Raw genomic sequence first — 24,730 nt, forward strand, 5'->3', positions numbered from 1 at the left:
GTGGACGGGGCGTCGCGCGTGCACGGGCTGACCGGCGTGGCCCGACGCACGCCGCCCGGCGGTGGCGCTCTCAGCGGCTGGTGGGGGCGCGGTCCTCGACGAGCGGCACGAAGCGGTACCAGCCGTGCTCCTCGACGACCAGGTCCGCGCCGATGGCGCGCACACGGAGCATGCGGCCACGCACGGGGACGACGAGGACGCCTTCAGGGGCGAGCTGGGCGACGAGGTCGTGGGGCAACCGGCTGGCCTGCGCCGACACGAGGATCCGGTCGTAGGGGCCCTCTGAGGGGCGTCCCAGGACACCGGGCGCGGCGGGCTCCACACGCGCCCAGGGCACGCCCGCGTCGGCCAGATGTGCCGCACCCACGGTCACGAGGGCAGGCACCCGCTCCACGCCCACGACCGAGCCGGTCGGGCCGGTCAGGTGCGCCAGGAGGGCCGTGGTCCACCCCGAGCCGGAACCCACGTCGAGGACGGTGTCGCCCTCGTGGACGTCGAGGAGCTCGAGCACCTGGCGGACCGTGGTCGGCTGGCTGTTGGTCTGACCGTGACCGATGGGCAGCGGTGTGTCCTGCCCGGCACGGGCCACCTGGTCACGGGGCAGGAACCGGGCCCGCGGCATCGCCTCCAGCGCAGCCGCGACGCGCTCGTGCGCGCTCGCCACCCCTCCAGTATGCGACGAGGTGGCTCGGTGCGGGTCGGCTCAGGTCACCGTCGGGCGGCGTGGTGGCTGGTCGGGCTCGGCCCGTCCGGCCCGGGGCCGATCGTGTGGGTCGCGAGCGCGACCACGAAGAGCAGGGCAAAGGCTGCCACCAGCCGGACCGTCGAGGCGCGCATGGGCGACAGGTTAGGTTCCGGCGCTGAGAAGACCCTGAGACCGGTGCGACGCCGGACGCGTCCCCGGAACCCACCTCCTCAGCCGGTCGCGCCCTCGGCCAACGCGGCGAACGTCCGCAGCTGCTTGCGCATCATGACCAGGTCGCCCCAGTCGAGGGCCACCCCACTGACCCGCCGTAGGGCCGAGTGCCGCGGTGCGCAGTGCATGACGCCCACGATGCGGCTGCCTCCGCCGGGAGCCGGCCACACGGCATACGTGGCCCGCACGTCTCCGAACGCGGACGTGGCGCGCCCCGTGCGCATCGTCATCGTGAGGCTCTGACCGGGGACGAAGGACTCGAGCGTGAACACCGTCGCCACGACCTGCCCGGGGCGCAGCGCGGTGAGCGCCGGGTCGAGGGTGCGCGGGCTCCGGCGACCGAGGTTGTCGACCCAGTCGTAGGAGTAGGGCGCGACCCGCATCATGCACAGCCAGGGCCAGACGGCCTCCGGGGGCGCCGAGGAGGACACCCCGCGCATCAGCCGCACCCAGCCCGGCCCGGTGCCCTCGTCGCACGGCAGCGGGGTGGCCCACTCCTGCTCCGTCACACCCCAGGCGGGGGGGAGGCCGGGGAGGGGACCGGGGGTCGGGGGCGGTGCCATGCCCCCGAGTCTCGTCGTTTTCGGTGGTGGCGGCCTGCGCGGTTACCCTTGTCACACCATGACCGACACCTCAGGCACCTCAGTCTTCGCCCGCCTCGAGCCGCTGCTCGAGCAGGTCAGCAAGCCCATCCAGTACGTCGGGGGCGAGCTGAACTCCACCGTCAAGGACTGGGACTGCGGCGGTTTCGGGCCCGGCGGTGAAGCCCTGACCACGCGCTGGGCCCTCATGTACCCCGACGCGTACGAGGTCGGGGTGCCCAACCAGGGCGTCATGATCCTGTACGAGGTGCTCAACGAGCGGACGGACGCCCTCGCCGAGCGCACGTATGCCGTGTGGCCGGACCTCGAGGCCCTCATGCGTGAGCAGGGCGTGCCCCAGTTCACCGTGGACGCCCACCGCAGCATCCGCGACTTCGACGTGCTGGGCATGTCGTTCTCGACCGAGCTCGGCTACACCAACATGCTCACGGCACTCGACCTCGCGGGCATCCCCCTGCACGCGGTCGACCGCACCGACGAGGACCCGCTGGTCATCGCCGGCGGCCATGCCGCGTTCAACCCCGAGCCGATCGCCGACTTCGTCGACGCCGCCATCGTCGGTGACGGCGAGGAGGCGGTGCTCGCGGTCACCGACCTGATCGGCGCCTGGAAGGCGCAGGGTATGCCGGGTGGTCGCCGGGAGCTGCTGCTGCGCCTGGCCCGGACCGGCGGTGTGTACGTCCCGTCGCTGTACGACGTGTCCTACCTGCCCGACGGCCGCATCCAGCGCGTCGCCCCGTCGGCCGACGCGACCGGTGTCCCGTGGCGGGTGTCGAAGCACACCGTCATGGACCTTGACGCGTGGCCCTACCCGAAGCAGCCGCTCGTGCCGCTCGCGGAGTCGGTCCACGAGCGCATGTCCGTCGAGATCTTCCGGGGGTGCACCCGCGGTTGCCGCTTCTGCCAGGCCGGCATGATCACGCGTCCGGTGCGGGAGCGAAGCATCACCGGCATCGGCGAGATGGTGGAGCGCGGGCTGGCGGCGACGGGGTTCGAGGAGGTCGGCCTGCTGTCGTTGAGCTCGGCGGACCACTCCGAGATCGCGGACATCACCAAGGGCCTGGCCGACCGCTACGACGGCACCCAGACGGGCCTGTCGCTGCCCTCGACCCGGGTCGACGCGTTCAACATCGACCTCGCGAACGAGCTGACCCGCAACGGTCGCCGCTCCGGCCTCACCTTCGCCCCCGAGGGCGGCAGCGAGCGGATCCGCAAGGTGATCAACAAGATGGTGTCCGAGGAGGACCTCATCAGCACCGTCGCCGCCGCGTACGGCGCGGGGTGGCGACAGGTGAAGCTCTACTTCATGTGCGGCCTTCCGACCGAGACCGACGAGGACGTGCTCCAGATCGCGGAGCTCGCCAAGAAGGTCATCGAGACCGGTCGCCAGGTCAGCGGTCGTCGCGACATCCGCTGCACCGTCTCGATCGGTGGGTTCGTGCCCAAGCCGCACACGCCGTTCCAGTGGTGCGGTCAGCTCGGCGCCGAGGAGACCGACGCCCGACTGGCCAAGCTGCGCGAGGCGATCCGGTCCGACCGCCGCTACGGCTCGTCGATCGGATTCCGTTACCACGACGGCAAGCCCGGCATCGTCGAAGGACTGCTGTCCCGTGGTGACCGGCGCGTCGGCAAGGTCATCGAGCAGGTGTGGCGCGACGGTGGCCGGTTCGACGGGTGGAGCGAGCACTTCTCCTACGAGCGCTGGATGACCGCCGCGGAGAGCGCCCTCGCGGACCTGCCCGTCGACGTCGCCTGGTACACCACCCGCGACCGCGGTGAGTCCGAGGTGCTGCCCTGGGACCACATCGACTCGGGGCTCGACAAGGAGTGGCTCTGGGCCGACTGGCAGGACGCCCTCGACGAGACCGAGGTGGACGACTGCCGCTGGACCCCGTGCTTCGACTGCGGTGTCTGCCCCCAGATGGGCACCGACATCGAGGTCGGGCCGACCGGCAAGACCCTGCTGCCGCTCACCGTCCTGGGTTCGGGACGTCAGGCCATGCTGGAGTCGCACACGCACTGAGTCGCTGCAACGGCACGCCTCCCCGGACACATGGGGAGGCGTGCCGTCGCGTCAGCTCAGCTGCCCAGCCGCTCAGCCGCTCGGCCACTGACGGCAGGTCGGCGTCGAGGGTGCCGCGGGCAGGTACTGGAGCCACTCCTTGGTGCCGAGGTTGCGGCCGGCTTCCGAGCAGGCGCTCGTACCCAGCGAGGCGACCCCGAGGGGGACGCTGCTCCCCGTGAGCCGTCCGTCGACCCGGTCGAGCAGGACGAGGTCGCCGTTCCTGTAGGCGACGGCGTCGTGGCACCCGAGGGTGGCGTCCACCGTCGACAGGTCTCCCGTGGCGTACAGACGCCCGCCCGCAGCGACGAACGCTCCGGTGGGATCGATCACCGGAGCGGCCCCTTCACCGCACGCGCCCTGCAGCACGACCTCACCAGCGCGCGTCCAGGAGGCGGTCGACCAGCTCACGACGCGGCGAGGAGTCCGCATGACCAGGGATGACCCGTCGGGAGTGAACGACAGCTGCGGTGAGAAGGTGGCCACACCCTCGTCGGAGCGGAGCGCAGCGGTCATGAGGGTTCCTCCCGTGGCCACGTCCCGCACCACCAGCCGTGCGGAGCCGCCCGCCTGCGGGCTGCCGACCACACTGCCGATGTAGGCGACCGTGGCCCCGCCGTCGCGCACCGCGAGCCACGACCGGCTGTCTGGCGTCGTCGCCGGTCCGCCGCCCGCATCGGGGGCAGGCACCGAGCGCACCGTGGACAGGGAGGACCCGGTCCGCACGGTCACCGCACCGTTGGCCAGGCTCGCCAACGCCGTCCCTCCCGGCGCGGCGACGGTCAGCGGGTCAAGGGCGAGCTCCCAGGGACGACCCGTGCGGGCGTCCACGACGGCGCTGAAGCCTGCACCGTTCTGGTCGACGCCCTCCAGGCGGCTCAGGACGACAGCCGGGTCGCGGCCAGGGACCGACACGCGCCCGACGAGCTCGGCCGCACCCTTGACCTGGGCCCGTACCCGTTGTCCGGTGGTGAGGTCGGTGACCATGGAGCCGGTGGTGTCGCTCGACACCATCCAACGAGAGTCCGGGGTGACCGCGAACCCCACGGTGGTGGTGACGTCAGGCAACGTCGCCCCCGGACGGGGCCGTGTCGGGTCGACCTGGACCACGCGCCCGGTGGCCGTCACCGCATACCAGGAGTCCCCGGTGCCGAGGGTCGTCGAGGTGGCGACGGTCCCCGGGACCACCACCTCGGGATCAGCGCCGTTGCTCAGACCGGTCAGGGGGACGTGGGCGCCTCCGCAGACCATCTCGTGAGGGGAGCGGCGCACCGCGCAGGGGCCGGTCAGACCCAAGCGCGGCTCGGTGAACTCGCTCAGGGCCCCGTGGTACGGGAAGTGCACGATGGTCCCGCTGTCGCCCAGGACGGCCCAGGTCTCGGGGAACTCCACCACGACGTCGGTCACCGGCGTGCCGTCGAGGGGCCAGTCCCGCAGGTTGTTGGGGGCGGTGAGGGGCACCACCACCAGCCGGATGGGCCGGCCCAGCTGGGTACAGCTGGCCACGAGGTCGAAGCGCTTGGAGTCGAAGCTCACGTCACCGGCGGGCTCCGGGCACGCAGGGCCCGACGAGGACCAGAACAGGCGTCCGTCGTCGAAGAACAGCGCCAGCCGGCCATCGGTCAGCAACGCCCCGAGCATCCCGGAGCTCTCGTCCCGGTCGACTGACAGGACGGGAGCAGGTGCCCCGTTCTCGCTGAGGAACGTCGCCCCGACCGGTGTCCCGTCGTCGACCTGCAGGCGCAGCACGAAGTAGCCCGACTCGACCACCACGAGCACTTCCGTGCCGTCCTCGGAGAAGCGCGGCGCGACCAGGGCGCTGGACCCGATCAGTGGTGTGGTCGAAGCAGCCATCGTGTCCCCGACGGCCCAACGATTGGTGGCGCCGTCGAGGTACAGGAAGTGGTGGCCGTCCTTCGCGAAGGGACTGGCATCAGCAGCCTCCCGGTAGGTGCCGAGGTGGCCCCGCGCGGTCCGCAGCCAACCCGACCAGCTCCGCACCACCGTCGCCCTGGCGAGATCCACGGCGACGACCGTCGGGTGGGCGTCGGCTGCCTCGGTGTCGGTCTGGACCAGGGCCGTCCGACCGTCGGGCGACAGCTGGACGTCCACGGGGGCAAATCCCTGCGACCGGGTGGGCACGTCCAGCAGTGCGGCTCCCGTGGTGGCGTCCCACACGCGGGCGAGTGTGAGGTCAGCAGTGACCCCGACGAGCCGGGTGCCCGTGGCGTCGAACCCGTGCAGCGCGACCTGGCGGGCGAACTCGGGCACAGGTGGCAGCGGGCCCGGCCCGGGCGGAGGCGGCGGCGGAGGGGGTGGTGGCAGCTCGAACGCAGCAGCAGCGGCACGGCCGGCGATGGCCGGGCCCACTGTCGATCGGCCCGCCAGGGCCGGTCCGGCGGCCGGAGCGGTCTGCAGCCTCACCGGTGCCTTGGTCAGGTCGCGCAGGTCCCACACCAGGCCCGGTTGGTCCGTGGAGGCAGCGCCGCCGGTGGCGACGTGGTCACGACCCGACACCAGGTCACCGCCGGTCTCCGGTCCGGGGAGATAGCGTGCCGCTCGTGTCTGGGCCAGCTCGGTGGCGAGGCTGACTCGCGCCTGTGCGGCTTGCGCACCGGTGGTGAGGGCCTGGGCGTGCAGGAGCAGCCCGACGTCGTGCTGACCCTCGGCCTGCCGAGCCTGGGCGGCGGAGAGCAGGCTCCGGCCGGTGAGCTCGACGTTGGCCGCCAGGATGGTGTCCTGCGCCCGCTTGATCCGATTCGCCTGGTCGATGAGCTGTGCGTTCTGTGCGCTGAGCACCTGGGCCTGCCGGGACAGGTCGTTCGCCAGCGCCAGCGCCTTCTGCTGCGCCTTGCGCGCCTCGTCCGCCCTCTGCACGGCGACGGCGGCGCTCGCAGCCGCGTTGCTGCGCTGCCGGTTCGCCTCTGTCGCCGCGGCGTCCGCCCGTGTCGCTGCCTCCTCGGCCAGGACGGTCTGCCGCTCTGCCTCGGTGCGACGCGCCACCGCCTCGGCTGCGCTCTGCGCTGCCTGACCACGCTGGTCGTCCGCGATGCCGCGCTGGCGCTGCGCCTCTGCAGCAGCGGCATCGGCTTCGCTCTTGCGCTTGATGGCGAGCCGCGCAGAGGCCTCGGCCTCCGACTTGCGTTGCAGGGCAAGCTTGGCAGAGGCCTCCGCCTCAGCCTGTCGGGTCAGTGCGAGGTCAGCGGCATCGAGGGCGCGCTGCTGTGCCTGCTCTGCGGTGAGTCGCGCGGAGACGGCCAGGGTCTCGTTGCGTTGCGCCGAACCGGACTGGACGTACGCCACGACGGCCGCGGTGCTCGCGAGGAGGAGCAGGGCGACGAGGGAGGCGACGGCGGCTCCGGCGAGGCGACGGGTCCGTCGGTACTGTCGCACGTCCTCGCCCGTGAGGTCGTCCTTGGTGACGCCGTGCACGGGGGCCGCGACCTCGGCGACCTGCTCGCGGAACCGGGGGTGGCGCAGGTCGAGCAGTGCCGCGGGTTCCGCTGCGGCCCAACGCATGTCGACGTGGCGTGGCTCCTCGGTGAAGGCGTGGAGCAGGGACGGGGGTACCGAGTCGGAGCTCTCGTCGAAGGTGTTGCGCACCGGGTCCCAGGCCCAGGTGCCGCCGGTGACGACGGCGAGGATGCGGTTCGCGTCGTGGTCCCGGAGCCACTGCTCGACCTCGCGGTCGACCCAGACGGATCGGGCCGCTTCGGGCGAGGCGAGGAGGACGAGCCACTGCGACTCGGCCATGGCTGCCGAGATCGAGGTCCAGAGGCCGGGGTTGGCCGACAGCCCGGTCTCGTCGCGGAACACGCGCAGTGCAGACCTGCGGTGCCACGGTCGCGCGAGGGACTGCAGACCCCGTTGGAGCTGCGCGGCCAGCTCTGCATCCGCGGAGTGGGCGTAGGAGATGAAGACGTCGTACGGACCCATCACGGGTCACCTCCGCAGGGACGGAGCGGACCAAGGGGTCCGCGACCTGAGCCGCATGCTAGACCCGTCCGATCAGGCTTTCCTCTGGTTCCCGGATACTGCTCTGCCCGCCGTCGGGAGCGAGACAATCACCGGGTGACGATCGAGTCCCTGATGGCTGACGGGAACTACCTCGCGGCCTACGACGAGGCGCGATTGCTTCTGAACAAAGGGGATTCGGCACTCCGGACCCGATACCTCGCTGTTCTCGCCCTGGCGCGCTCGGGTGCGCTCACTCAGGCCCGGTCGGCTGCGGAAGACCTCCTGGACGTGGACGTCCTCGCCGTCCCCGACCGCGGTCTCGGGCTCGACATCGACGCCCTCCGGGCCCGTCTGGCGAAGGATCTCGCCTTCGAGTCGGCTGGTGCCGACCGTCCGGAGCTGCTCGCCGATGCAGCCCGTGCCTACGAAGCGGTGCACCGACGGTGGGACGACGCGTACCCAGCCGCCAACGCGGCCACCTTGTGGACCTTGGCCGGTGAGCGGCCGCGTGCCGCCGAGCTCGCCCGCTCCGCCCTGCCGTCCGTCGGCGAGCCCTGGGAGGACTACTGGGCCGCCGTGACGTGTGCCGAGCTGGCCCTCGTCATCGGCGACCTCGACCTCGCCCACCGCGCCGTCGTCGCTGCTGCGGTCATGGGGCCGAACGACTTCGCCTCCCGCGCCGCCACCCGCCGCCAGCTCGCGCGGCTCTGCGCGCACCTCGGGCTGGAGGCGGACCTCCTCGCCCCCCTGCGCAACCCTGCCGTCGCCCACGCCACCGGGCACCTGCCCGTCGCAGGTGATGGCCGGGGGAGGTTCCCGAGGGCCGCAGAAGGCCCCGCCACGGCGGAGGTCGCGCGCGTCCTCGAGCGCGAGGGGGTGAGGGTGGCCTTCGGCTCGCTGGCAGCCGGCGCCGACATCCTCGTCGCCGAGCAGCTGGCTGCTCGTGGGGGCGCCTACAACGTCGTCCTGCCCTTCCCGGAGGAGGCCTTCGTCCGCGCCTCCGTCGCACCGTTCGGCCAGGACTGGGTCGAACGGTTCCGTGCCTGCCTCGCCGCGGCGCGAAGTGTGACCGTCGTCAACGACGCCCTGCACGGGGAGGAGGACGTGCTCTTCCGGTTCGGCTCGCGGGTCGCGATGGGTATGGCGCGGTTGCGCGCCCAGGCGATGGAGGCACCGGCCGTCCAGGTCGCCGTGTGGGACGGCGTCGCCGGGGAGACGGGGGTGGCGGCCGACGTCGCCGACTGGGAGGCCGTCCAGGGCCGGAGCGTCGTCGTCGACAGCGGCGGCACCGGTGAGGCGGTCGGACGCGAGCCTCCGTCCGGCCGACGTGAGGTCCGCGCCATGCTGTTCTGCGACGTGGCAGGGTTCAGCGGCCTGCCCGACGAGGTCATCCCGCTGTTCATGGACGTGGTGATGGGCGGCCTGGGGAAGGTGCTCGAGGGGTTCGGCGACGTCGTGCTCGCCCGTCAGACGTGGGGCGACGCGGTCCACGTCGTCATGCGTGACACGGCCTCGGCCGCCCGCTGCGCTCTGCGGTGGCAGGAGAGCGTGGCCGAGACCACCGCAGGTTCCCCCCTGCTCGCGTCGGTGAGCGGCCTGCGCATCAGCGGGCACGTCGGGCCCGTGCACCCGGGCCGCGACCGCATCCGCGACGAGGACGCCTTCTTCGGGGCCGCCGTCGTCCGGGCCGCGCGCATCGAGCCCCGGACCCCCGTCGGCCAGACCTACGTCACCGAACAGTTCGCGGCCCTGCTCGCGCTCGAGGCGCCTGAGCTGCGGTGCGACTACGTCGGGATCGCCCCGACGGCCAAGGACTACGGCGCGCTGCACCTCTACCACCTGCGGGCGGCAGGGGCTGCGTCACCAGGCTGACAGGCGGTGTGTCAGCGCGCGGACAGAGGGGAGGGGTGGCCCGGGGCCATCCTCAGGACATCAGCCTCCCGCAGCTCCTGAAAGGACCCGCAGCCATGAACACCAAGATCCTCACCGCCGCCTCACCCCGAGTCATCGCCCGCCTGGTTGCCGCCTTCGCAGCTGCCGTGGCCGTCACCTTCGCGGTCGGCGCCCCGTCGCAGGCCTACACCGTCGCGAGCCGGAGCAACGTCCCGGTGATGCCGACGATCTACCAGGTCCAGGGCGCGCACTACAACACCGGTTCGGCAGTCACGGGCCCGATGTGGCACCAGTGGGTCTACCAGCCCGGCGCCACGGTCCAGCGCACCGCGTCCGGCAACCAGACGGTCCAGGTCACCTACACGACCCAGCGCTACTACTCGACCGGCTGGTCCACGATCAGCACGAACCGCGGCTCGGTCACCATCCCCTCCGCCCAGGTCTCGGCGACGCTGCCGGCGCTGTCGATCCTCCCCACGCAGGGCTCCGGGTACTACCGCGTCCTCTCCAGCATCGTCTGGACCTCCGCCATCGGCGCCGTCCAGAGCAGCCTGTCCGTGAACATGACCGACTCTGGCGACTACCGGTGCGTGACCAGCCGGCCCTGCACCGCCGGTGCCGGCTGGGTCTACCTCGGCTGACCCGGTCGTCGACAGGGGGAGCGTGGGGCGGGTGCGACGGCACCCGTCCCACGCTCCTTGGCGCGTGCCCGGTGGACGTCCTGCGCATGGGGCGTCCACCCCGGTGCGGAACCTGTGTGCAGCGTCAGGCGCCGGCGCGGCGGCGCAGACCGGCCACGTCGCGCACCTCGATCCGTCCCCGGGACAGGACGACCAGCCCGGCTGCGGCGAACGACTGCAGTGCCTGGTTCAGGGTGGGGCGCGTGGTCCCTGCGAGGTCGGCGATCTCGTCCTGCGTCAGCGGGATGACCACCGGGCCGTCGGCTCCGTACGCCCTGGTGAGGTCGGCGAGCGCGCGGGCGACCCGCCGGTTGGCGCTGGCGTAGCGCGAGTCCAGCAGCTGCTGGCCGAGCCGCTCCACCCGTTGTGCCAGCAGCTCGAGCAGCATGTCGTCGACGGCGGGGTGGCGGGCGCGGAGGTCGTGGAAGTCCTGCTGTCCCAGGGCCAGCGTCTCGACGTCCTCCAGTGCCTCGAGGGTTGCCGTGCGGCGGTGCGGACGGTTCAGCAGGGCGAGCTCGCCGACGGCGTCACCGGGTCCGACGACGGCCAGGGTCGCCCGGTCACCACCCGGCGTGGTCACCCGCACGGCGAGCCGACCGGATCGCACCAGGTGCAGGGTGTCGCCGGGATCGCCCTCGTGCCAGACGATCTCGTGGCGTCGATAGTGGCGCCGTCGACCGCACGCCAGCACTGCTTCGCGCTCTGCGGGCTCGAGGCCGGCGAGCAGGGTCCACTCCATCCCGTCAGTGTGCTGCAACTGGGCGCCACATCGGTGACATTTGTCATCGGGACAGGGCGCGTTCGCAGTGTCGAATGGGACTTGCCCGGAGACCGGTCACCATCTGGTCGAGGGGCAGGCGTGGTGCACGCGGTCGTCTCCTCCTGACCGCTCACGCGTCGGCGAGACGGCCCCTTCACCGCCTCGCCGGTGAGTGCCTCGGAACGCTCGTGCGGAGAGCTCTGAGGACAGCCGCCCGCTCACCCAGGCTCTCGAGCCGGGGGGAGCGGGCGGCATACATCTTTCCGGGGTGCGGCCTCAGGTCATGGACTCCCGCGGCATCGCGCTCGCGAACCACGGGGCGTGCAGGTCGAGGTAGCGGACGTCCGACATGGCCGCCATCTGCGACTCCCACTCCCTCCGCGCGTCCTCCGGCATCTCCCGCTCCTCGCCGGCTCGCGCCTCCTCCTCGCTGCGGAACGCGACGGTCTCGGTGAACCAGCCGTCGGGCTCCATGGCGATCGTGCCGCCGATGATCTCGGGCCGCTGCTCGTGCAGCACGTCCATCGGCTGCTCCATGAAGCTGCGGAACCGCATGGGGTCGGCCACCCGCCCCTGGATGACCTGGACGAACCCCGCGTCGTCGGACCCGCCGTCGAGGAACATCACTGCGTCGTCGCAGTCGTGGAACGTCACCTCGCCGTCGAAGCACGCCCGCATGCGCTCGAACCACTCGCCCTGCTCGGGGCGGGTGGAGTTCCTCGCCGCTGCCTCCCGGCTCTCGAACCGCACGACGCCGACGAACTCGCCGTCGTCGGTGATGCCGTAGGTCCCGCCGAGCCAGCCGTGGGCCATCGGGCCCAGGGTCTCGCGCCACTCGTCGTTCAGCCGGTGCACCTGCTCGGCGTCACGACACCTTCCCTGGATGATCTGGATGAACACCTCTCAACCCTCCGCTTCTCTCGCAGGGGCCGCTTCGTGCCGAAGTGGTCCACGTCCCGAAGTTACGCCGGGGCTGCCACCCGGTCACCGGACATTCCGGGCCGTGCGCCGAACGGTCCCGCGGAAGGGACGCGGGCCTCAGTCGAAGAGGGCGCCGACCACCTCACGGAAGACGCTGGTGTGCCGGTCCACGTCGGCGCGGGAGGTCTCGGGGCACATCAGCGCCATGTTGTGGAACGGCGTCATCAGCACGCCGCGGTTGCACAGGGCCAGGTGCAGGTAGGCGTCGAGCTCGTCGTCGGCGGCGGCCGCGGACTCCTCACCGGTGCGCGGGGCCGGCCGCGTGAACCGGTACTCCGCACGGGCCCCGAGCTGGGCGACCGACCACGGCACGTCGAGCTCGTCCAAGGTCGCCTGCACGCCCGCGGTGAACTCCGTCGCCAGCTCGACCATGTGGGCGAAGGCCTCCTGGGTCAGCACCTCGCCGAGGGTCGCCCGCATCGCCGCGGTCGACAGCGCGTTGCCGGCCAGCGTGCCGCCGACGCCACCCACGTCGACGATGTCGGCGTCGCCGGCGTCGGTGTGGCGTGTCACCGCGGCGGCCACCTCGCGGCTGATGCCGTAGGCCCCGCAGGGGATCCCGCCGCCGATGGACTTGCCGATGACGAAGATGTCGGGCTCGAGGCCCCACTCGCGGGTCGCGCCGCCCCACCCGGCGGAGAAGGTGTGGGTCTCGTCGATCATCAGCAGGGCGCCGTGCTCGGTCGCGAGCTCCCGCAGGCGCGGGAGGAAGCCGTCCTCGGGCAGCACGATCCCGATGTTGGTCAGCGCCGGCTCGGTGAGGATGGCGGCGACGTCGCCGTGGGCCAGCGCTGCCTCGACGGACTCGAGGTCGTTCCACGTCGCCACGCGGGTGGTGAGGCTCAGGTCGACCGGCGGCGCCACGTTGCCCGGACGGCTCTGCGCCTTGCCCTCGGGCCCCGGGAGCGCGAACGCCTCGTCCACCGACCCGTGGTAGCAGTACGCGAAGACGAGCACCTTGGGCTTGCCCGTCGCGAGGCGGGCGAGCCGGATGGCCCAGCGGTTCGCGTCGGTGGCCGACAGGGTGAAGCTCCACAGCGGCATACCGAACCGTCGCTCGAGCTCGGCACCCACCCACTGGGCGTCGCCGGTGGGGAGCATGGTCGTGATGCCGCCCAGCTCGCCGGCCCGCTGCTGCACCGCGGCGACGGTGGGCCTGGGGGAGTGGCCGGCCATGGCGCCGGTGTCACCGAGCGCGAAGTCGACGTACGTGTGGCCGTCGACGTCGGTGACCCGGTTCCCGGTCGCGTGGTCGAGGTAGAGGGGGAAGCCGCCCGTCCACATGTTCATCCAGGTCATCGGCACCCGGCCGAAGAGGTTGTCCGCCTGCTCGAAGAGCTCGCGGCTGCGCGGGTGGTCCTTCGTGTATGCCGCCTGCTCGGCGGCGAGGAGGGAGGCCAGTCGCGAGCGGTCCAGGGTTGCCATGGCCCAACGCTAGAGGTGGGGTGGGCAGTGCTGCAGGGGAGTGCGGATTCCGTAGGGGGCGGGTGCCGCCCCTAGGCTTGCCGACCATGGCTCGACAGCGCGTACCCGAAGGCCCGCCCCCCGCCCCGGCGGTGATGAAGCTGCGGATCCGGTACGCCAAGCGTGGTCGCCTGCGGTTCTCCTCCACCCGTGACTTCCAGCGCGCCCTGGAGCGGGCGCTGCGTCGTGCCGGGGTGCCGATGGCCTTCTCCGCCGGGTTCCACCCGCACCCGAAGGTCAGCTACGCGAACGCCGCGCCCACGGGGACGGCGAGCGAGGCCGAGTACTTCGAGATCTCGGTGACCGAGCGCGTGGACACGGAGTCGTTGCGGGCCGCGCTCGACGAGGCGCTGCCGGACGGCCTCGACGTGCTCGAGGTGGTCGAGGCGGCCCCCGGGTCCCTGGCCGACCGGCTGCAGGCGAGCGACTGGGTGATCGAGTTCCGTGGGGTCCCTGTCGAGGAGGTGCGGGCGGCGGCCGACGAGTTCCTCGCGCGCGAGGTGGTCGAGGTCAGCCGGACGTTCAAGACCGGTCCGCGGACCTTCGACGTGAGATCTGCCGTCGTGTCGCTGGACGTCAGCGCCTCTGAGGAGGCCGACTGTGCGATACTGCGGGTGGTCGTACGGCACACCACACCGGCTGTACGCCCCGACGACGTCCTGACCGCGCTGCGAGCAGTAACGGAGCTGGCACCACCGACACCACCCCTGGTGACCCGACTGGCGCAAGGCCCGCTGCACTCCGCAACCGCTGGGGTGGCTGATCCACTGGCTGCCGACGAGGACGACGACGGCGCCTGACCTGGTGCCGCGCGACCTGCGCGAGCCTCGTCTGGCGTAAGACCACTGACTTCCGTGTCGACAGCACCCGTTGCCGACACGACTGCACGAACCGCGCACCACGTGGCTGATCGGAAGGCCCTCGGGACCTTCGGGTGTGGCCCTCACCTCGTGGGTGACGGAAGGACGCCGACATGGCCTCCACGGAAGACCAGTTCCCCACCACCGAAGGCACCGACGGCTCGGCCGAGGCAGCTGCTGCTCCGGTCGACGCACCGCCGGCCAAGGCTCCGGCCCGCAAGCGCGCGCCGCGTCGGGCCACGAAGAAGACGTCCGCCCCGGCTCCCGCCGACGCTCCGACCGAGGGTGGGCCCGCAGAGCCGAGCGCAGGCGCCCCCGTGGCCGTCGAGCCCGCTGCGATCGAGGTCGTGACCACCGACGCGGCTGCGACGAACGAGGCCACCGACCTCCCGGCTGCGGCTGCCGAGGCCCCGGTGAGGAAGACGGCCAGGAAGGCCGCCGCCAAGAAGACCGCGAAGAAGGCGGTCGCCAAGCGCACCTCGAAGAAGGCCGCCGCCGCACCTGCCGAGACCGGTGCCGCCGTCCTCGACGAGGAGGCCCTTGCGCTCGCGCCCGAGGCCCCGCTGGCCGACGTGGTGGCTCCTGCTCCCGCGGACGACGTGCTTCCCGCCGTGTCCGAGGACGCCGGCGAGCTCGACACGGACGAGGAGGCCGAGGCCGCTGCCGAGGCCGCCGCCGAGCAGGCAGCCGCCGAGAGCGCGGCGAACGTCCCCAGCTTCGGGCTGCTCTTCCAGGCGCCCGACCCCGCCAAGGCCGCCCCGCGCCGCCGCCGGGCCAGCGCCGCCGCCGGTGCGCCCGCGCCGGCCGCAGCACCCCCGGCGACCCAGTCGACCCCGGCTGCCACGTCAGGATCCACGCCGGAGACGGGTGGGACCGAGCCGACCTCCGAGGTCGTGCCCGCCGCCGACGCGCAGCAGGAAGAGACCTCGCAGGACGACGCCCCGTCCGAGCAGCAGGCGAGCGGCTCCCGACGTGGCCGAGGACGCGGTCGTGGCCGTGGCTCCCGCGGTGGCGTGACCGCCGAGTCCACCGACGCCTCGCGTCGTGACGACGAGGCGCCTGCCGACCAGGCCGACTCCGTCGACGTCGACTCCGACGCCGACTCCGACTCCGACTCGGACGAGAGCAGCCCCTCCGAGGGCGGCCGTCGCCGTCGTCGTCGTGGCGGCAAGGGCCGTGGCCGTGGGCGTGGCCAGTCCGACACCGACCCGACCGACTCCTCGGAGTCCTCCGGCTCCTCCGACTCGTCCGACGAGGACGGCGACGACACCTCGTCGACCGGCCCGGACGCCGAGGACGAGCAGGGCGACGGCGAGAGCACCTCGAGCCGTCGTCGTCGGCGCCGCCGCCGCAGCGGATCCTCCGCCGAGGGGGACGACCCGCCCGGCACCGTGACCCGGGTGCGCGAGGCCCGCCGCCAGAGCGACGAGCCGCAGAGCGTCAAGGGCTCGACCCGGCTCGAGGCCAAGAAGCAGCGTCGCCGCGAGGGCCGTGAGGCCGGTCGCCGCCGCACGATCATCACCGAGGCCGAGTTCCTCGCCCGCCGCGAGAGCGTCGAGCGGGTCATGGTCGTCCGTGAGCGTGAGGGCCGCACCCAGATCGGTGTGCTCGAGGACGACGTCCTCGTCGAGCACTACGTCTCCCGCGAGACCAACGTGTCGATGGCCGGCAACATCTACCTCGGCCGCGTCCAGAACGTGCTGCCCTCCATGGAGGCGGCGTTCGTCGACATCGGCAAGGGCCGCAACGCCGTGCTCTACGCCGGTGAGGTCAACTGGGACGCCGCGGGCCTGGACAACAACGCGCCCAAGCGCATCGAGAACGCCCTCAAGTCAGGCGACTCGGTGCTCGTGCAGGTCACCAAGGACCCGATCGGCCACAAGGGCGCCCGCCTGACCAGCCAGATCTCGCTGCCCGGCCGCTACCTGGTCTACGTGCCCGAGGGCAGCATGACCGGCATCTCCCGCAAGCTCCCCGACACCGAGCGCGCCCGCCTCAAGGGCATCCTCAAGGAGGTCGTCCCGGACCGGGCCGGCGTCATCGTCCGCACCGCGGCCGAGGGCGCGAGCGAGGAGGAGCTGCGCGCCGACGTCGAGCGCCTCACCAAGACGTGGGAGAAGATCAAGGCCAAGGCCGACTCCAAGTCCGGTGGCAAGGGCAAGGGCAGCGCCCCCGTCCTCGTCCACGGCGAGCCGGACCTGACCGTCCGCGTCATCCGCGACGTCTTCAACGAGGACTTCACCTCCCTCGTCGTGGCGGGCGACCAGGCGTACGGCGAGGTCAGCGAGTACCTCGGCGACGTGGCGCCCGACCTGGCCGAGCGCCTGCACAAGTGGACCTCCGAGGAGGACCTCTTCACGCACTACCGCGTCGACGAGCAGATCGCCAAGGCGATGGACCGCAAGGTCTGGCTGCCGTCGGGTGGCTCCCTGGTGATCGACCGCACCGAGGCGATGACGGTCGTCGACGTCAACACCGGAAAGTTCGTCGGGTCCGGGGGCAACCTCGAGGAGACGGTCACCAAGAACAACATCGAGGCGGCCGAGGAGATCGTGCGCCAGCTCCGGCTGCGCGACATCGGCGGCATCATCGTCATCGACTTCATCGACATGGTGCTCGAGAGCAACCGCGACCTCGTGGTCCGGCGCCTGCTCGAGTGCCTCGGCCGCGACCGCACCAAGCACCAGGTCGCGGAGGTCACCTCGCTGGGCCTGGTGCAGATGACGCGCAAGCGCGTCGGGTCCGGCCTCATCGAGGTCTTCTCGGAGAACTGCGAGCACTGTGGCGGGCGCGGGATCATCGTCCACGCCGACCCGGTGGACCGGTCCGGCGGTGGCGGCGACAACGGCGGTTCGTCCGGCCAGTCCCAGCGCAGCGGCCAGACCGGCCCAGCCGGCGGCGGCAGCACGCGCGGCCGCCGGGGTGCCCGGTCGGGCTCGGACGCCCCCGCAGCCCAGGGCCCCCGTGGTGGAGCGTCGCAGGGTGGCCAGGAGAGCAGCAGCCCCGCCCACGGCGGACCCACCCCGGCCCAGATCGCCGCAGCCGCCCACGCCGCCGCCCTGAAGTCCGCGGGGGAGCACCACGACGAGGAGGCCCTCCTGGCCGTGCCGGCCCAGGACGAGCCGGTCGTCGAGGTGCACGAGGCCGCCGACCAGGAGTCGGTGGACCAGCAGTCGGTTCACGCCACCCCGGAGGCCGAGGTCTCCGAGGACACCCAGGACACGCAGGGCAGCGACGACACCGCGGTGGCGCAGCACGCCGAGGTCTCCGAGTCGCCTGCACCGGCACCCGAGGCCCAGCCCGAGGTCGAGTCCGCCGCTTCCCCTGAGCCGGACGAGGCAGCCGCCCCGGTCGCGGGACCGGTCGGGGGACCCGCCGCCGAACCCACCCCGGAAGCGGCCCCTGCGGCAGCGCCCAAGAAGCGCCGTCGCGGTCGCGTCGTGGCCCCGGCCGGGCCGCCGCGCGCGGTCGAGGCCGAGTCCGGGGCGTCCGACTCCTGATCGCCGCTGGTCAGCCCTGCCGAGCCAGTTTGGTCGGCAGGGCAACCACCCGGTATTCTCAACCCTCGGTGCGCCCACCGCTCTGATGTCCGCAACGAACGCGGGTAGCTATCGGACGGTCCAGACAGAGAGCGCGTGCCTCCCGAAGTACGAAAGAGAGTTCCACGTGTACGCGATTGTTCGCGCTGGTGGTCGCCAGGAGAAGGTTTCCGTCGGCGATGTCCTCATCATCGACAAGGTCAAGGGCGCGGCTGGCGACAGCATCGACCTGACCCCCCTCCTGATCGTCGACGGCTCGACCGTGACCAGCGATGCCGCCAAGCTCGCCAAGGTCACCGTCAAGGCCGAGGTCGTGAAGCCCACCAAGGGCCCGAAGATCACGATCATGAAGTTCAAGAACAAGACGGGTTACCGCAAGCGTCAGGGCCACCGTCAGCACTCGACCCAGGTCAAGATCACCTCGATCGACGCCTGAGTCGGCACCCTTTTCGGACCCCACAGACTTAGCAGAAGGCAGGCACTGACATGGCACACAAGAAGGGTGCGTCCTCGACCCGCAACGGTCGCGACAGCAACTCCCAGCGACTCGGCGTGAAGCGCTTCGGCGGCCAGCTCGTCAACGCGGGCGAGATCATCGTCCGCCAGCGCGGCACGCACTTCCACCCCGGTGAGGGCGTCGGCCGTGGCGGCGACGACACGCTGTTCGCGCTCGTCGCGGGCAACGTGGAGTTCGGCACCAAGCGCCGTCGCAAGGTCGTCAACATCGTCCCGCTCGAGACCGCGGACGCCAGCTGACTCTCGGTATGACGCGTGGCCCGGCCACGCGCCATACCTCCCCGAAGGGGGCGGGCCTGATCGGGGCCCGCCCTCTTCTGTCGTCCGCCTGAGCGCACGTCCCCTCCTAGACTCGGGGACGCACCAACCAGAACAGAGAGAAGAGCCCCATGACCAGCTTCGTCGACCGCGTCGTGCTGCACGTCGCCGCGGGCGACGGCGGACACGGCGTTGCTTCTGTCAAGCGTGAGAAGTTCAAGCCCCTCGGTGGACCCGACGGCGGCAACGGTGGTCGCGGCGGTGACGTCATCCTGCGGGTGGACCCCCAGGCGACCACGCTGCTCGACTACCACCACCACCCCCACCGCACGGCGACGAACGGCAAGCCCGGAGCCGGCGACGAGCGCAACGGCGCCGACGGTGGCGACCTGGTCCTGCCCGTCCCGCCCGGCACCGTCGTCAAGGACGGCGAGGGCACGGTCCTGGCCGACCTCGTCGGCCAGGACGCGGAGTTCGTCGTGGCCCGTGGTGGGCGTGGGGGACTCGGCAACAAGGCCCTCTCGTCCGCCCGTCGCAAGGCGCCCGGTTTCGCGCTGCTCGGTGAGCCGGGCGACTCCGGCGACATCCTGCTCGAGCTCAAGTCGCTCGCGGACGTCGCCCTGATCGGGTTCCCCTCGGCAGGCAAGTCCTCGCTGGTGTCGGTGCTGTCCGCGGCCCGGCCCAAGATCGCGGACTACCCGTTCACGACCCTCGTGCCCAACCTCGGAGTGGTGCAGGCCGGCGAGTTCCGGTTCACCGTCGCGGACGTGCCCGGGCTCATCCCCGGCGCGAGCCAGGGCAAGGGACTGGGACTGGAGTTCCTGCGCCACGTCGAGCGCTGCTCGGTCCTCGTGCACGTCATCGACTGCGCGACGCTCGAGCCGGGCCGCGACCCGATGACCGACCTCGACGTGATCGAGGAGGAGCTCTCGCAGTACGTGCCGGACGACTCCCTCGGCGGCCGGCCGCTGGCCGAGCGCACCCGCATCGTGGTCCTCAACAAGGCCGACGTCCCCGAGGCGCACGAGCTGGCCGAGATGGTCAAGCCCGACCTCGAGGCCCGCGGCATCGAGGTGTTCATCGTCTCGGCGATCGCCCACACGGGCCTGCGCGAGCTGATGTTCGCCATGTCCCGCCACGTCGGTGAGGCCCGCAAGGAGCTCGAGATCGCGACGGCGACGCCCAAGCGCGTCGTCATCCGTCCCAAGTCGGTCGACGACAGCGGGTTCCGGATCGTCCGCGAGAACACCCCCGACGGCGAGGTCTTCCGCATCGACGGCGAGCGCCCCACCCGCTGGGTGCGCCAGACCGACTTCTCCAACGACGAGGCCGTCGGCTACCTCGCCGACCGCCTCGGCCGCCTCGGCGTCGAGGAAGCCCTCTTCAAGGCCGGCGCCGTCGCCGGGGCCACCGTGCTCATCGGCCCCAAGGACAACGCCGTCGTCTTCGACTGGGAGCCCACCCTCATCGCCGGTGCCGAGCTGCTCGGCCAGCGCGGGACGGACCTGCGCCTCGAGGAGGCCACCCGTCCGACCCGTGAGGACAAGCGGGCCGACTACGCCGACCGTCGGGCCGCCCGCACTGCTGCCCGCGCCGAGCTGGCCGAGGAGCGCCGGGCCGGGCACTGGGCCACGGCCAAGAGCGAGGACGACGAGGACACCGAGGGATGAGCGTGGCCGACCGCCGTCGCGACGTGGCTCGCGCCCGGCGCCTGGTGGTCAAGGTCGGGTCGTCCTCCCTCACCCACGCCGGTGGCGGGTCGCTCGACGAGGCCCGCCTGGTCGAGCTCGTCGACGTGCTCGCGGCCCGGCGCCTCGCCGGCCAGCAGGTCGTGCTGGTCTCGTCCGGCGCCATCGCGGCGGGGATCGGCCCGCTGGGGCTGGCCCGCCGCCCCGGCGACCTCGCGACCCAGCAGGCGGCCGCCAGCGTGGGGCAGGGAGCCCTCGTGGCGGCATACCAGCGGGCGTTCGGTACCCACGGGCTCACCGTCGGCCAGGTGCTGCTCACCGCCGACGACGTGACGCGCCGTTCGCACTACACGAACGCCCGCCGCACCCTCGACCGCCTGCTCGAGCTCGGCATCGTGCCGATCGTCAACGAGAACGACACGGTGGCGACGCAGGAGATCCGCTTCGGCGACAACGACCGCCTCGCGGCGCTCGTCGCCCACCTCGTCCACGCCGACGGGCTGCTCCTGCTCACCGATGTGGATGCCCTGTATGACGGGCCGCCCAGCCTGGCGGGCAGCCAGCGGGTGCCGTCGGTCGTGGGTGGGGCCGGGCTGGACGAGCTCGTCATCGGGGGCACCGGTTCGAGCATCGGCAGCGGCGGCATGCTCACCAAGGTCGAGGCCGCCACCATCGCCAACGCCGCCGGCATCACCACGGTGCTCACCTCGTCCGACCGCATCGCTGCCGCCCTGGAGGGGGCTGACGTCGGCACGGTGTTCGTGCCCACCGGTTCCAAGCGCACCTCGCGCAAGCTGTGGCTCGAGCACGCGACGACACCTCGGGGTCGGCTGCTGCTCGACCCCGGTGCGGTGCGAGCGGTCACCGAGCGCCGGACCTCGTTGCTCCCCGCGGGGATCACGGCGGTCGAGGGGTCCTTCTCCGACGGTGACGCCGTCGACCTGTGCACGGTCGAGGGCCGCGTCATCGCGCGTGGGCTCGTCAACTACACCTCGGCCGAGCTGCCGGGCATGCTCGGGCGGTCGACGCGTGAGCTCGCCAAGGAGCTGGGGCCGGAGTACGAGCGAGAGGTCGTCCATCGCGACGACCTGGTGCTGCTCTAGCCCGACCGCGGACGCGGCCGTGGTTGGGCGAGGCAGACGTGGCTCGGCGCCGCGGCCGTGGGTCGCCGTCAGCGGACGGGGATGCCGTCGACCTGACCCCGGGTGCGGGGGACGATCGCGCCGCCGGCGAGGTCGAGGACCGTGCGTGACGCCACCGGGTCGTCGAGGGCGACGTCCACGGTGCGCAGGGCCCCGATGGCGGGGCAGGCCACGTCCGTCGGCGGCGGCGTCCGAGGCACATGCACGACGGTGACCACCACGGCGGTGCCGGACGACCACTGCTCAGCCCGGTAGTCCGCTCCGCAGGGGCCGGTGGCGTCCGGCGCTCCCACGAAGTGCAACCGGATCGTGCGGACGTCCGGGCCCGGGCTCCACGAGTCCACCCGCGGGCCGTCGCCGGGCTGCGGGGAGGTCTCCTCGGGCGGTTCGACGAGGGCAGAGTCGGGGAGGGCGACTCTCAGCAGGCCGACCGCGGTCCCCTTCAGCGCGAACCGCCAGGCGGGCACCGTGGCGGTGCCCGACGAGGTGCTGACCTGCATGGTCGTGAGCCGGGCCGAGGTCACCCCGAGGTCGGTGCAGCCGTTGCAGTCGGTGCGTACCCGGGTCATCTCGGCCAGGGTGTCCGTCGCCGACACCAGGCTCGTGGGCACCCGGCGGCCGGTGCCGTCGACGACGACGCCCTTGTCCGACGAGGTGGGCAGCGGGGCGATGGCGACGAGGTGGCCGGAGAGCGAGGCCCGCTTGTCGTTGTCCCCGACGGCGTCCTCCCAGGTGCCGTCCTGGCTGACCATCTCGCCCGGCGGGATCGCGAGGGCGAGGGGATCGCCGCCCTTCTGCACCGCTGCGAACCGGTCGAGGAGCTGCGTCGCCCTCGAGGTCCGGCCCGGGTCGCCGCTGGGACTGCTCGGTGCACCGGAGCCCGGTCCTGCGTCACGGCCGCACCCCGCGAGCAGGACGACCCCGACGAGACCGGTCGCCACGACCGCGACGCCGTGTCGGGTGAGGGGGCGTCGGCGCGCGGCAGCGGGGACCGGTCTCATACCCGTAGGACGCTTGGCAGTGCAGATCGGTTGCCACCCAGCGCAGGGTGCTGCCGCAGGGGCAGGTTGCTCCCTACCCCTGCTGCAGCAACCTCTGCTAGCAGAGGTTGCTGCAGGGGGGTTGCTGCGGGGGGTTGCTGGCGGGGGTTGCTGCCCGGGGGTGCAGCCTGCCGCGGGGAGCGGGGTCAGCGGACCCGGGTGACGTCGAACTGCATCCGCGGGTTGGCCAGCGACTCCTGCGACTGCACGAGCTGCAGCTCGCGCTCACCCGAGTCGAGCGTGGTCTGCAGCAGGTCGAACACGCTGCTCGCGGTCCGGGCCAGCGCCACGGACGGGTCGCCGGTCTCGAGCAGGTGGGCCGTGAACAACGCGGCAGTCACGTCTCCGGAACCGTTGGCCTTCATGGGAAGTCGCGGTGTCTGCACGACCCAGGCGCCGTCGCCCGTGACAGCCATCATCTCGATGGTGTCCTCCGGGGCGTCCGGGCGCTCGACGCTCGTGACCAGCACGGTCGACGGCCCCATGGCCCGGGCGAGGTCGACCGAGGCAAGGGTGTCCTCGATGGTGCGCGGCTCGGTGTCGGTGAGGAACCCGAGCTCGAACTGGTTCGGCGTGATGAGGTCGGCGGCCGGGACGACGCGTTCGCGCAGCAGGACCGGGATGGCCGGGTGCACGAAGCAGCCGCTCTTGGCGTTGCCCATGACCGGGTCGCACGCGTAGATCGCGTCCGGGTTGGCGGCCTTGACCTGGGCGACCGCATCGAGGATGACGTCGCCGATCTCCTCGCCACCCTGGTAGCCGGACAGCACGGCGTCGACCTTCGGGAACGCTCCGCGCTCCCCGATGCCCTGGATCACCGCCCGCACGTCGTCGGCGGGCATCAGCGGACCGCGCCACGCGCCATACCCGGTGTGGTTGGAGAAGTGCACCGTGTGCACCGGCCAGACCTCCACGCCGAGGCGCTGGAGAGGGAAGACGGCGGCGCTGTTGCCGACGTGGCCGTACGCGACCGAGGACTGGATCGACAGGATGCTCACCCGCCCATTCAACCAGTGGTCCGGGAGGTGGTCGTGGGCCCGTGCGCCGGACCGCGAGGCCTACCCTTGGACCATGGCCGAGATCGATCCCGCCGCCGTCGCCCAGGTCGCCGACGCGGCCCGCGCCGCCCGCACCGCCTCCCGAAGGCTCGCACTGCTCTCGCGCGCCGACAAGGACGCCGCTCTGCGTGCGCTGGCCGACGCCCTCGACGCGGCCACCGACCGCATCGTCGCCGCCAATGCCGAGGACCTCGAGCGGGGTCGCGGTTCCGGTATGGCGCAGGGCCTGCTCGACCGCCTCGCCCTCAGTCCCGAGCGGGTCGCCGCCGTGGCCCAGGCGCTGCGCGACGTGGCCGCCCTGCCGGACCCCGTGGGTGAGGTGGTGCGTGGCTCGACCCTCGCCAACGGCCTGGAGATCCGGCAGGTCCGCGTCCCGATGGGCGTGGTCGGGATGGTCTACGAGGCCCGTCCGAACGTCACCGTCGACGCTGCCGGCCTCGGTCTCAAGTCCGGCAACGCCGTCATCCTGCGTGGTGGCTCGGCCGCCGGGTCCACCAACCGCGCCCTCGTCGACGTCCTGCGCGACGCGCTCGTGGAGCAGGACCTGCCCGCGGACGCGATCACCCTCCTCGAGGGCGGTCGGGACGCGGTGCGCGCGCTGCTCACCGCCCGCGGCCTGGTCGACCTGATCATCCCGCGTGGGGGAGCGGGCCTCATCCAGACCGTCGTCACCGAGTCGACCGTGCCCGTCATCGAGACCGGCGTCGGCAACTGCCACGTCTACGTCGACGTCGCGGCGGACCTGGACAAGGCGCTCGCGATCGCGGTCAACGCCAAGACCCACCGGCCGAGCGTGTGCAACGCCGCCGAGTCGCTGCTCGTCCACGAGTCGGTCGCCGCCGACTTCCTGCCCAAGGTGCTCGCCGAGCTCTCCGGCGCAGGCGTCGTCCTGCACACCGACGACGCGTCGGGCTCCGCGGCCGAGCGCGCGGGAGTGCCCCACGAGGCCGCCACGGAGGAGGACTGGGGCACCGAGTACCTCGCGCTCGAGATGAGCGTGCGCGTCGTCCCCGACCTCGACACGGCCATGGAGCACATCCGCAGGTACGGCTCGGGCCACACCGAGGCCATCGTCACCGAGGACCGTGCGGCGGCCCGCAGGTTCACCAGCGAGGTCGACGCGGCCGTCGTCATGGTCAACGCCTCGACCCGGTTCACCGACGGGGGCGAGTTCGGCTTCGGTGCCGAGATCGGCATCTCCACGCAGAAGCTGCACGCCCGCGGACCGATGGCGCTGCCCGAGCTCACGACGACGAAGTGGGTCGTCGAGGGCGACGGACAGGTGCGCAGCTGAGCCGGCCACGCGGCATACCG

19 protein-coding genes are annotated in these 24,730 nt (G+C 72.3%); 10 read left to right on the plus strand and 9 right to left on the minus strand.

The features are described from left to right. Positions 1-70: 70 nt before the first annotated feature. From ACYVKF_RS05775 to ACYVKF_RS05785, 3 genes are all read right to left on the minus strand, one after another. Entirely contained in the window at positions 71-664 is a 594-nt protein-coding gene (locus ACYVKF_RS05775; protein WP_460965460.1) for a protein-L-isoaspartate O-methyltransferase family protein, read from the minus strand. Positions 665-708: 44 nt separating this feature from the next. Next, positions 709-837: a hypothetical protein gene (locus ACYVKF_RS05780; RefSeq protein ID WP_255353202.1), complete on the minus strand. Its 129-nt coding sequence runs from the start codon at positions 835-837 to the stop codon at positions 709-711. Between the two features lie 78 nt (positions 838-915). Beyond that, entirely contained in the window at positions 916-1,479 is a 564-nt protein-coding gene (locus ACYVKF_RS05785) for an SRPBCC family protein (protein ID WP_460965462.1), read from the minus strand. Between the two features lie 58 nt (positions 1,480-1,537). Here ACYVKF_RS05785 and ACYVKF_RS05790 point away from each other — a divergent pair, with 58 nt between their 5' ends. Beyond that, the gene (locus ACYVKF_RS05790; RefSeq protein ID WP_460965464.1) at positions 1,538-3,541 is read left to right on the plus strand and encodes a TIGR03960 family B12-binding radical SAM protein; all 2,004 of its coding nucleotides are present in this window, start codon (positions 1,538-1,540) and stop codon (positions 3,539-3,541) included. Positions 3,542-3,613: 72 nt separating this feature from the next. On the opposite strand, the gene ACYVKF_RS05795 is transcribed toward ACYVKF_RS05790, so the two are convergent. Next, on the minus strand, positions 3,614-7,516 hold the full coding sequence (locus ACYVKF_RS05795; protein ID WP_460965466.1) for a toll/interleukin-1 receptor domain-containing protein: 3,903 nt from the start codon (positions 7,514-7,516) through the stop codon (positions 3,614-3,616). Positions 7,517-7,651: 135 nt separating this feature from the next. Here ACYVKF_RS05795 and ACYVKF_RS05800 point away from each other — a divergent pair, with 135 nt between their 5' ends. Together ACYVKF_RS05800 and ACYVKF_RS05805 are read left to right on the plus strand one after the other, a co-directional pair. Next, a complete protein-coding gene (locus ACYVKF_RS05800; protein WP_460965468.1) occupies positions 7,652-9,409 on the plus strand; it encodes a tetratricopeptide repeat-containing protein in 1,758 nt (585 codons plus the stop codon). A gap of 95 nt (positions 9,410-9,504) precedes the next feature. Continuing rightward, positions 9,505-10,071: a hypothetical protein gene (locus tag ACYVKF_RS05805; RefSeq protein WP_460965470.1), complete on the plus strand. Its 567-nt coding sequence runs from the start codon at positions 9,505-9,507 to the stop codon at positions 10,069-10,071. Positions 10,072-10,195: 124 nt separating this feature from the next. Here the strand turns inward: ACYVKF_RS05805 and ACYVKF_RS05810 are convergent, their stop codons facing one another. The 3 genes from ACYVKF_RS05810 to ACYVKF_RS05820 all read right to left on the minus strand — a co-directional run bounded on the left by ACYVKF_RS05810 (position 10,196) and on the right by ACYVKF_RS05820 (position 13,276). Further along, positions 10,196-10,849, minus strand: coding sequence for a Crp/Fnr family transcriptional regulator (locus ACYVKF_RS05810; RefSeq protein ID WP_056915062.1), 654 nt, complete (start codon positions 10,847-10,849; stop codon positions 10,196-10,198). A gap of 297 nt (positions 10,850-11,146) precedes the next feature. Next, positions 11,147-11,770: a hypothetical protein gene (locus tag ACYVKF_RS05815; RefSeq protein ID WP_460965472.1), complete on the minus strand. Its 624-nt coding sequence runs from the start codon at positions 11,768-11,770 to the stop codon at positions 11,147-11,149. A 138-nt stretch (positions 11,771-11,908) separates the two neighbouring features. Then, positions 11,909-13,276, minus strand: coding sequence for a transaminase (locus ACYVKF_RS05820; RefSeq protein WP_460965474.1), 1,368 nt, complete (start codon positions 13,274-13,276; stop codon positions 11,909-11,911). Positions 13,277-13,362: 86 nt separating this feature from the next. On the opposite strand from ACYVKF_RS05820, the gene ACYVKF_RS05825 reads away from it, so the two are divergent. The 6 genes from ACYVKF_RS05825 (at position 13,363) to proB (ending at position 21,279) form a co-directional block, all read left to right on the plus strand. Next, positions 13,363-14,115 (plus strand): TIGR03936 family radical SAM-associated protein, encoded by a 753-nt coding sequence (locus ACYVKF_RS05825; protein ID WP_460965476.1) that lies wholly within the window; start codon positions 13,363-13,365, stop codon positions 14,113-14,115. Between the two features lie 173 nt (positions 14,116-14,288). After that, on the plus strand, positions 14,289-17,675 hold the full coding sequence (locus ACYVKF_RS05830) for an Rne/Rng family ribonuclease (RefSeq protein ID WP_460965478.1): 3,387 nt from the start codon (positions 14,289-14,291) through the stop codon (positions 17,673-17,675). 166 nt (positions 17,676-17,841) lie between these two features. After that, the gene (gene rplU / locus ACYVKF_RS05835) at positions 17,842-18,150 is read left to right on the plus strand and encodes a 50S ribosomal protein L21 (protein ID WP_056915057.1); all 309 of its coding nucleotides are present in this window, start codon (positions 17,842-17,844) and stop codon (positions 18,148-18,150) included. A 50-nt stretch (positions 18,151-18,200) separates the two neighbouring features. After that, the gene (gene rpmA, locus ACYVKF_RS05840) at positions 18,201-18,470 is read left to right on the plus strand and encodes a 50S ribosomal protein L27 (RefSeq protein WP_056915056.1); all 270 of its coding nucleotides are present in this window, start codon (positions 18,201-18,203) and stop codon (positions 18,468-18,470) included. A gap of 149 nt (positions 18,471-18,619) precedes the next feature. Further along, positions 18,620-20,158, plus strand: coding sequence for a GTPase ObgE (gene obgE / locus ACYVKF_RS05845; protein ID WP_056915055.1), 1,539 nt, complete (start codon positions 18,620-18,622; stop codon positions 20,156-20,158). Then, positions 20,155-21,279, plus strand: a complete 1,125-nt coding sequence (gene proB / locus ACYVKF_RS05850; RefSeq protein WP_460965481.1) for a glutamate 5-kinase — start codon at positions 20,155-20,157, stop codon at positions 21,277-21,279. Before obgE ends, proB begins: the two co-directional genes overlap by 4 nt. A 68-nt stretch (positions 21,280-21,347) precedes the next feature. Here proB and ACYVKF_RS05855 read toward each other — a convergent pair whose 3' ends face one another. Further along, positions 21,348-22,319, minus strand: a complete 972-nt coding sequence (locus ACYVKF_RS05855) for a hypothetical protein (RefSeq protein WP_460965483.1) — start codon at positions 22,317-22,319, stop codon at positions 21,348-21,350. Between the two features lie 185 nt (positions 22,320-22,504). Next, complete coding sequence (gene pdxY / locus ACYVKF_RS05860; protein WP_460965485.1) at positions 22,505-23,356, minus strand: pyridoxal kinase PdxY; 852 nt, start codon at positions 23,354-23,356, stop codon at positions 22,505-22,507. Between the two features lie 73 nt (positions 23,357-23,429). On the opposite strand from pdxY, the gene ACYVKF_RS05865 reads away from it, so the two are divergent. Beyond that, positions 23,430-24,710 carry a glutamate-5-semialdehyde dehydrogenase gene (locus ACYVKF_RS05865; RefSeq protein ID WP_460965487.1) on the plus strand — a complete coding sequence of 427 codons (1,281 nt, stop codon included), beginning with the start codon at positions 23,430-23,432 and terminating at the stop codon, positions 24,708-24,710. The last annotated feature ends 20 nt before the right edge of the window (positions 24,711-24,730 follow it).

Source organism: Pedococcus soli (assembly GCF_054782575.1).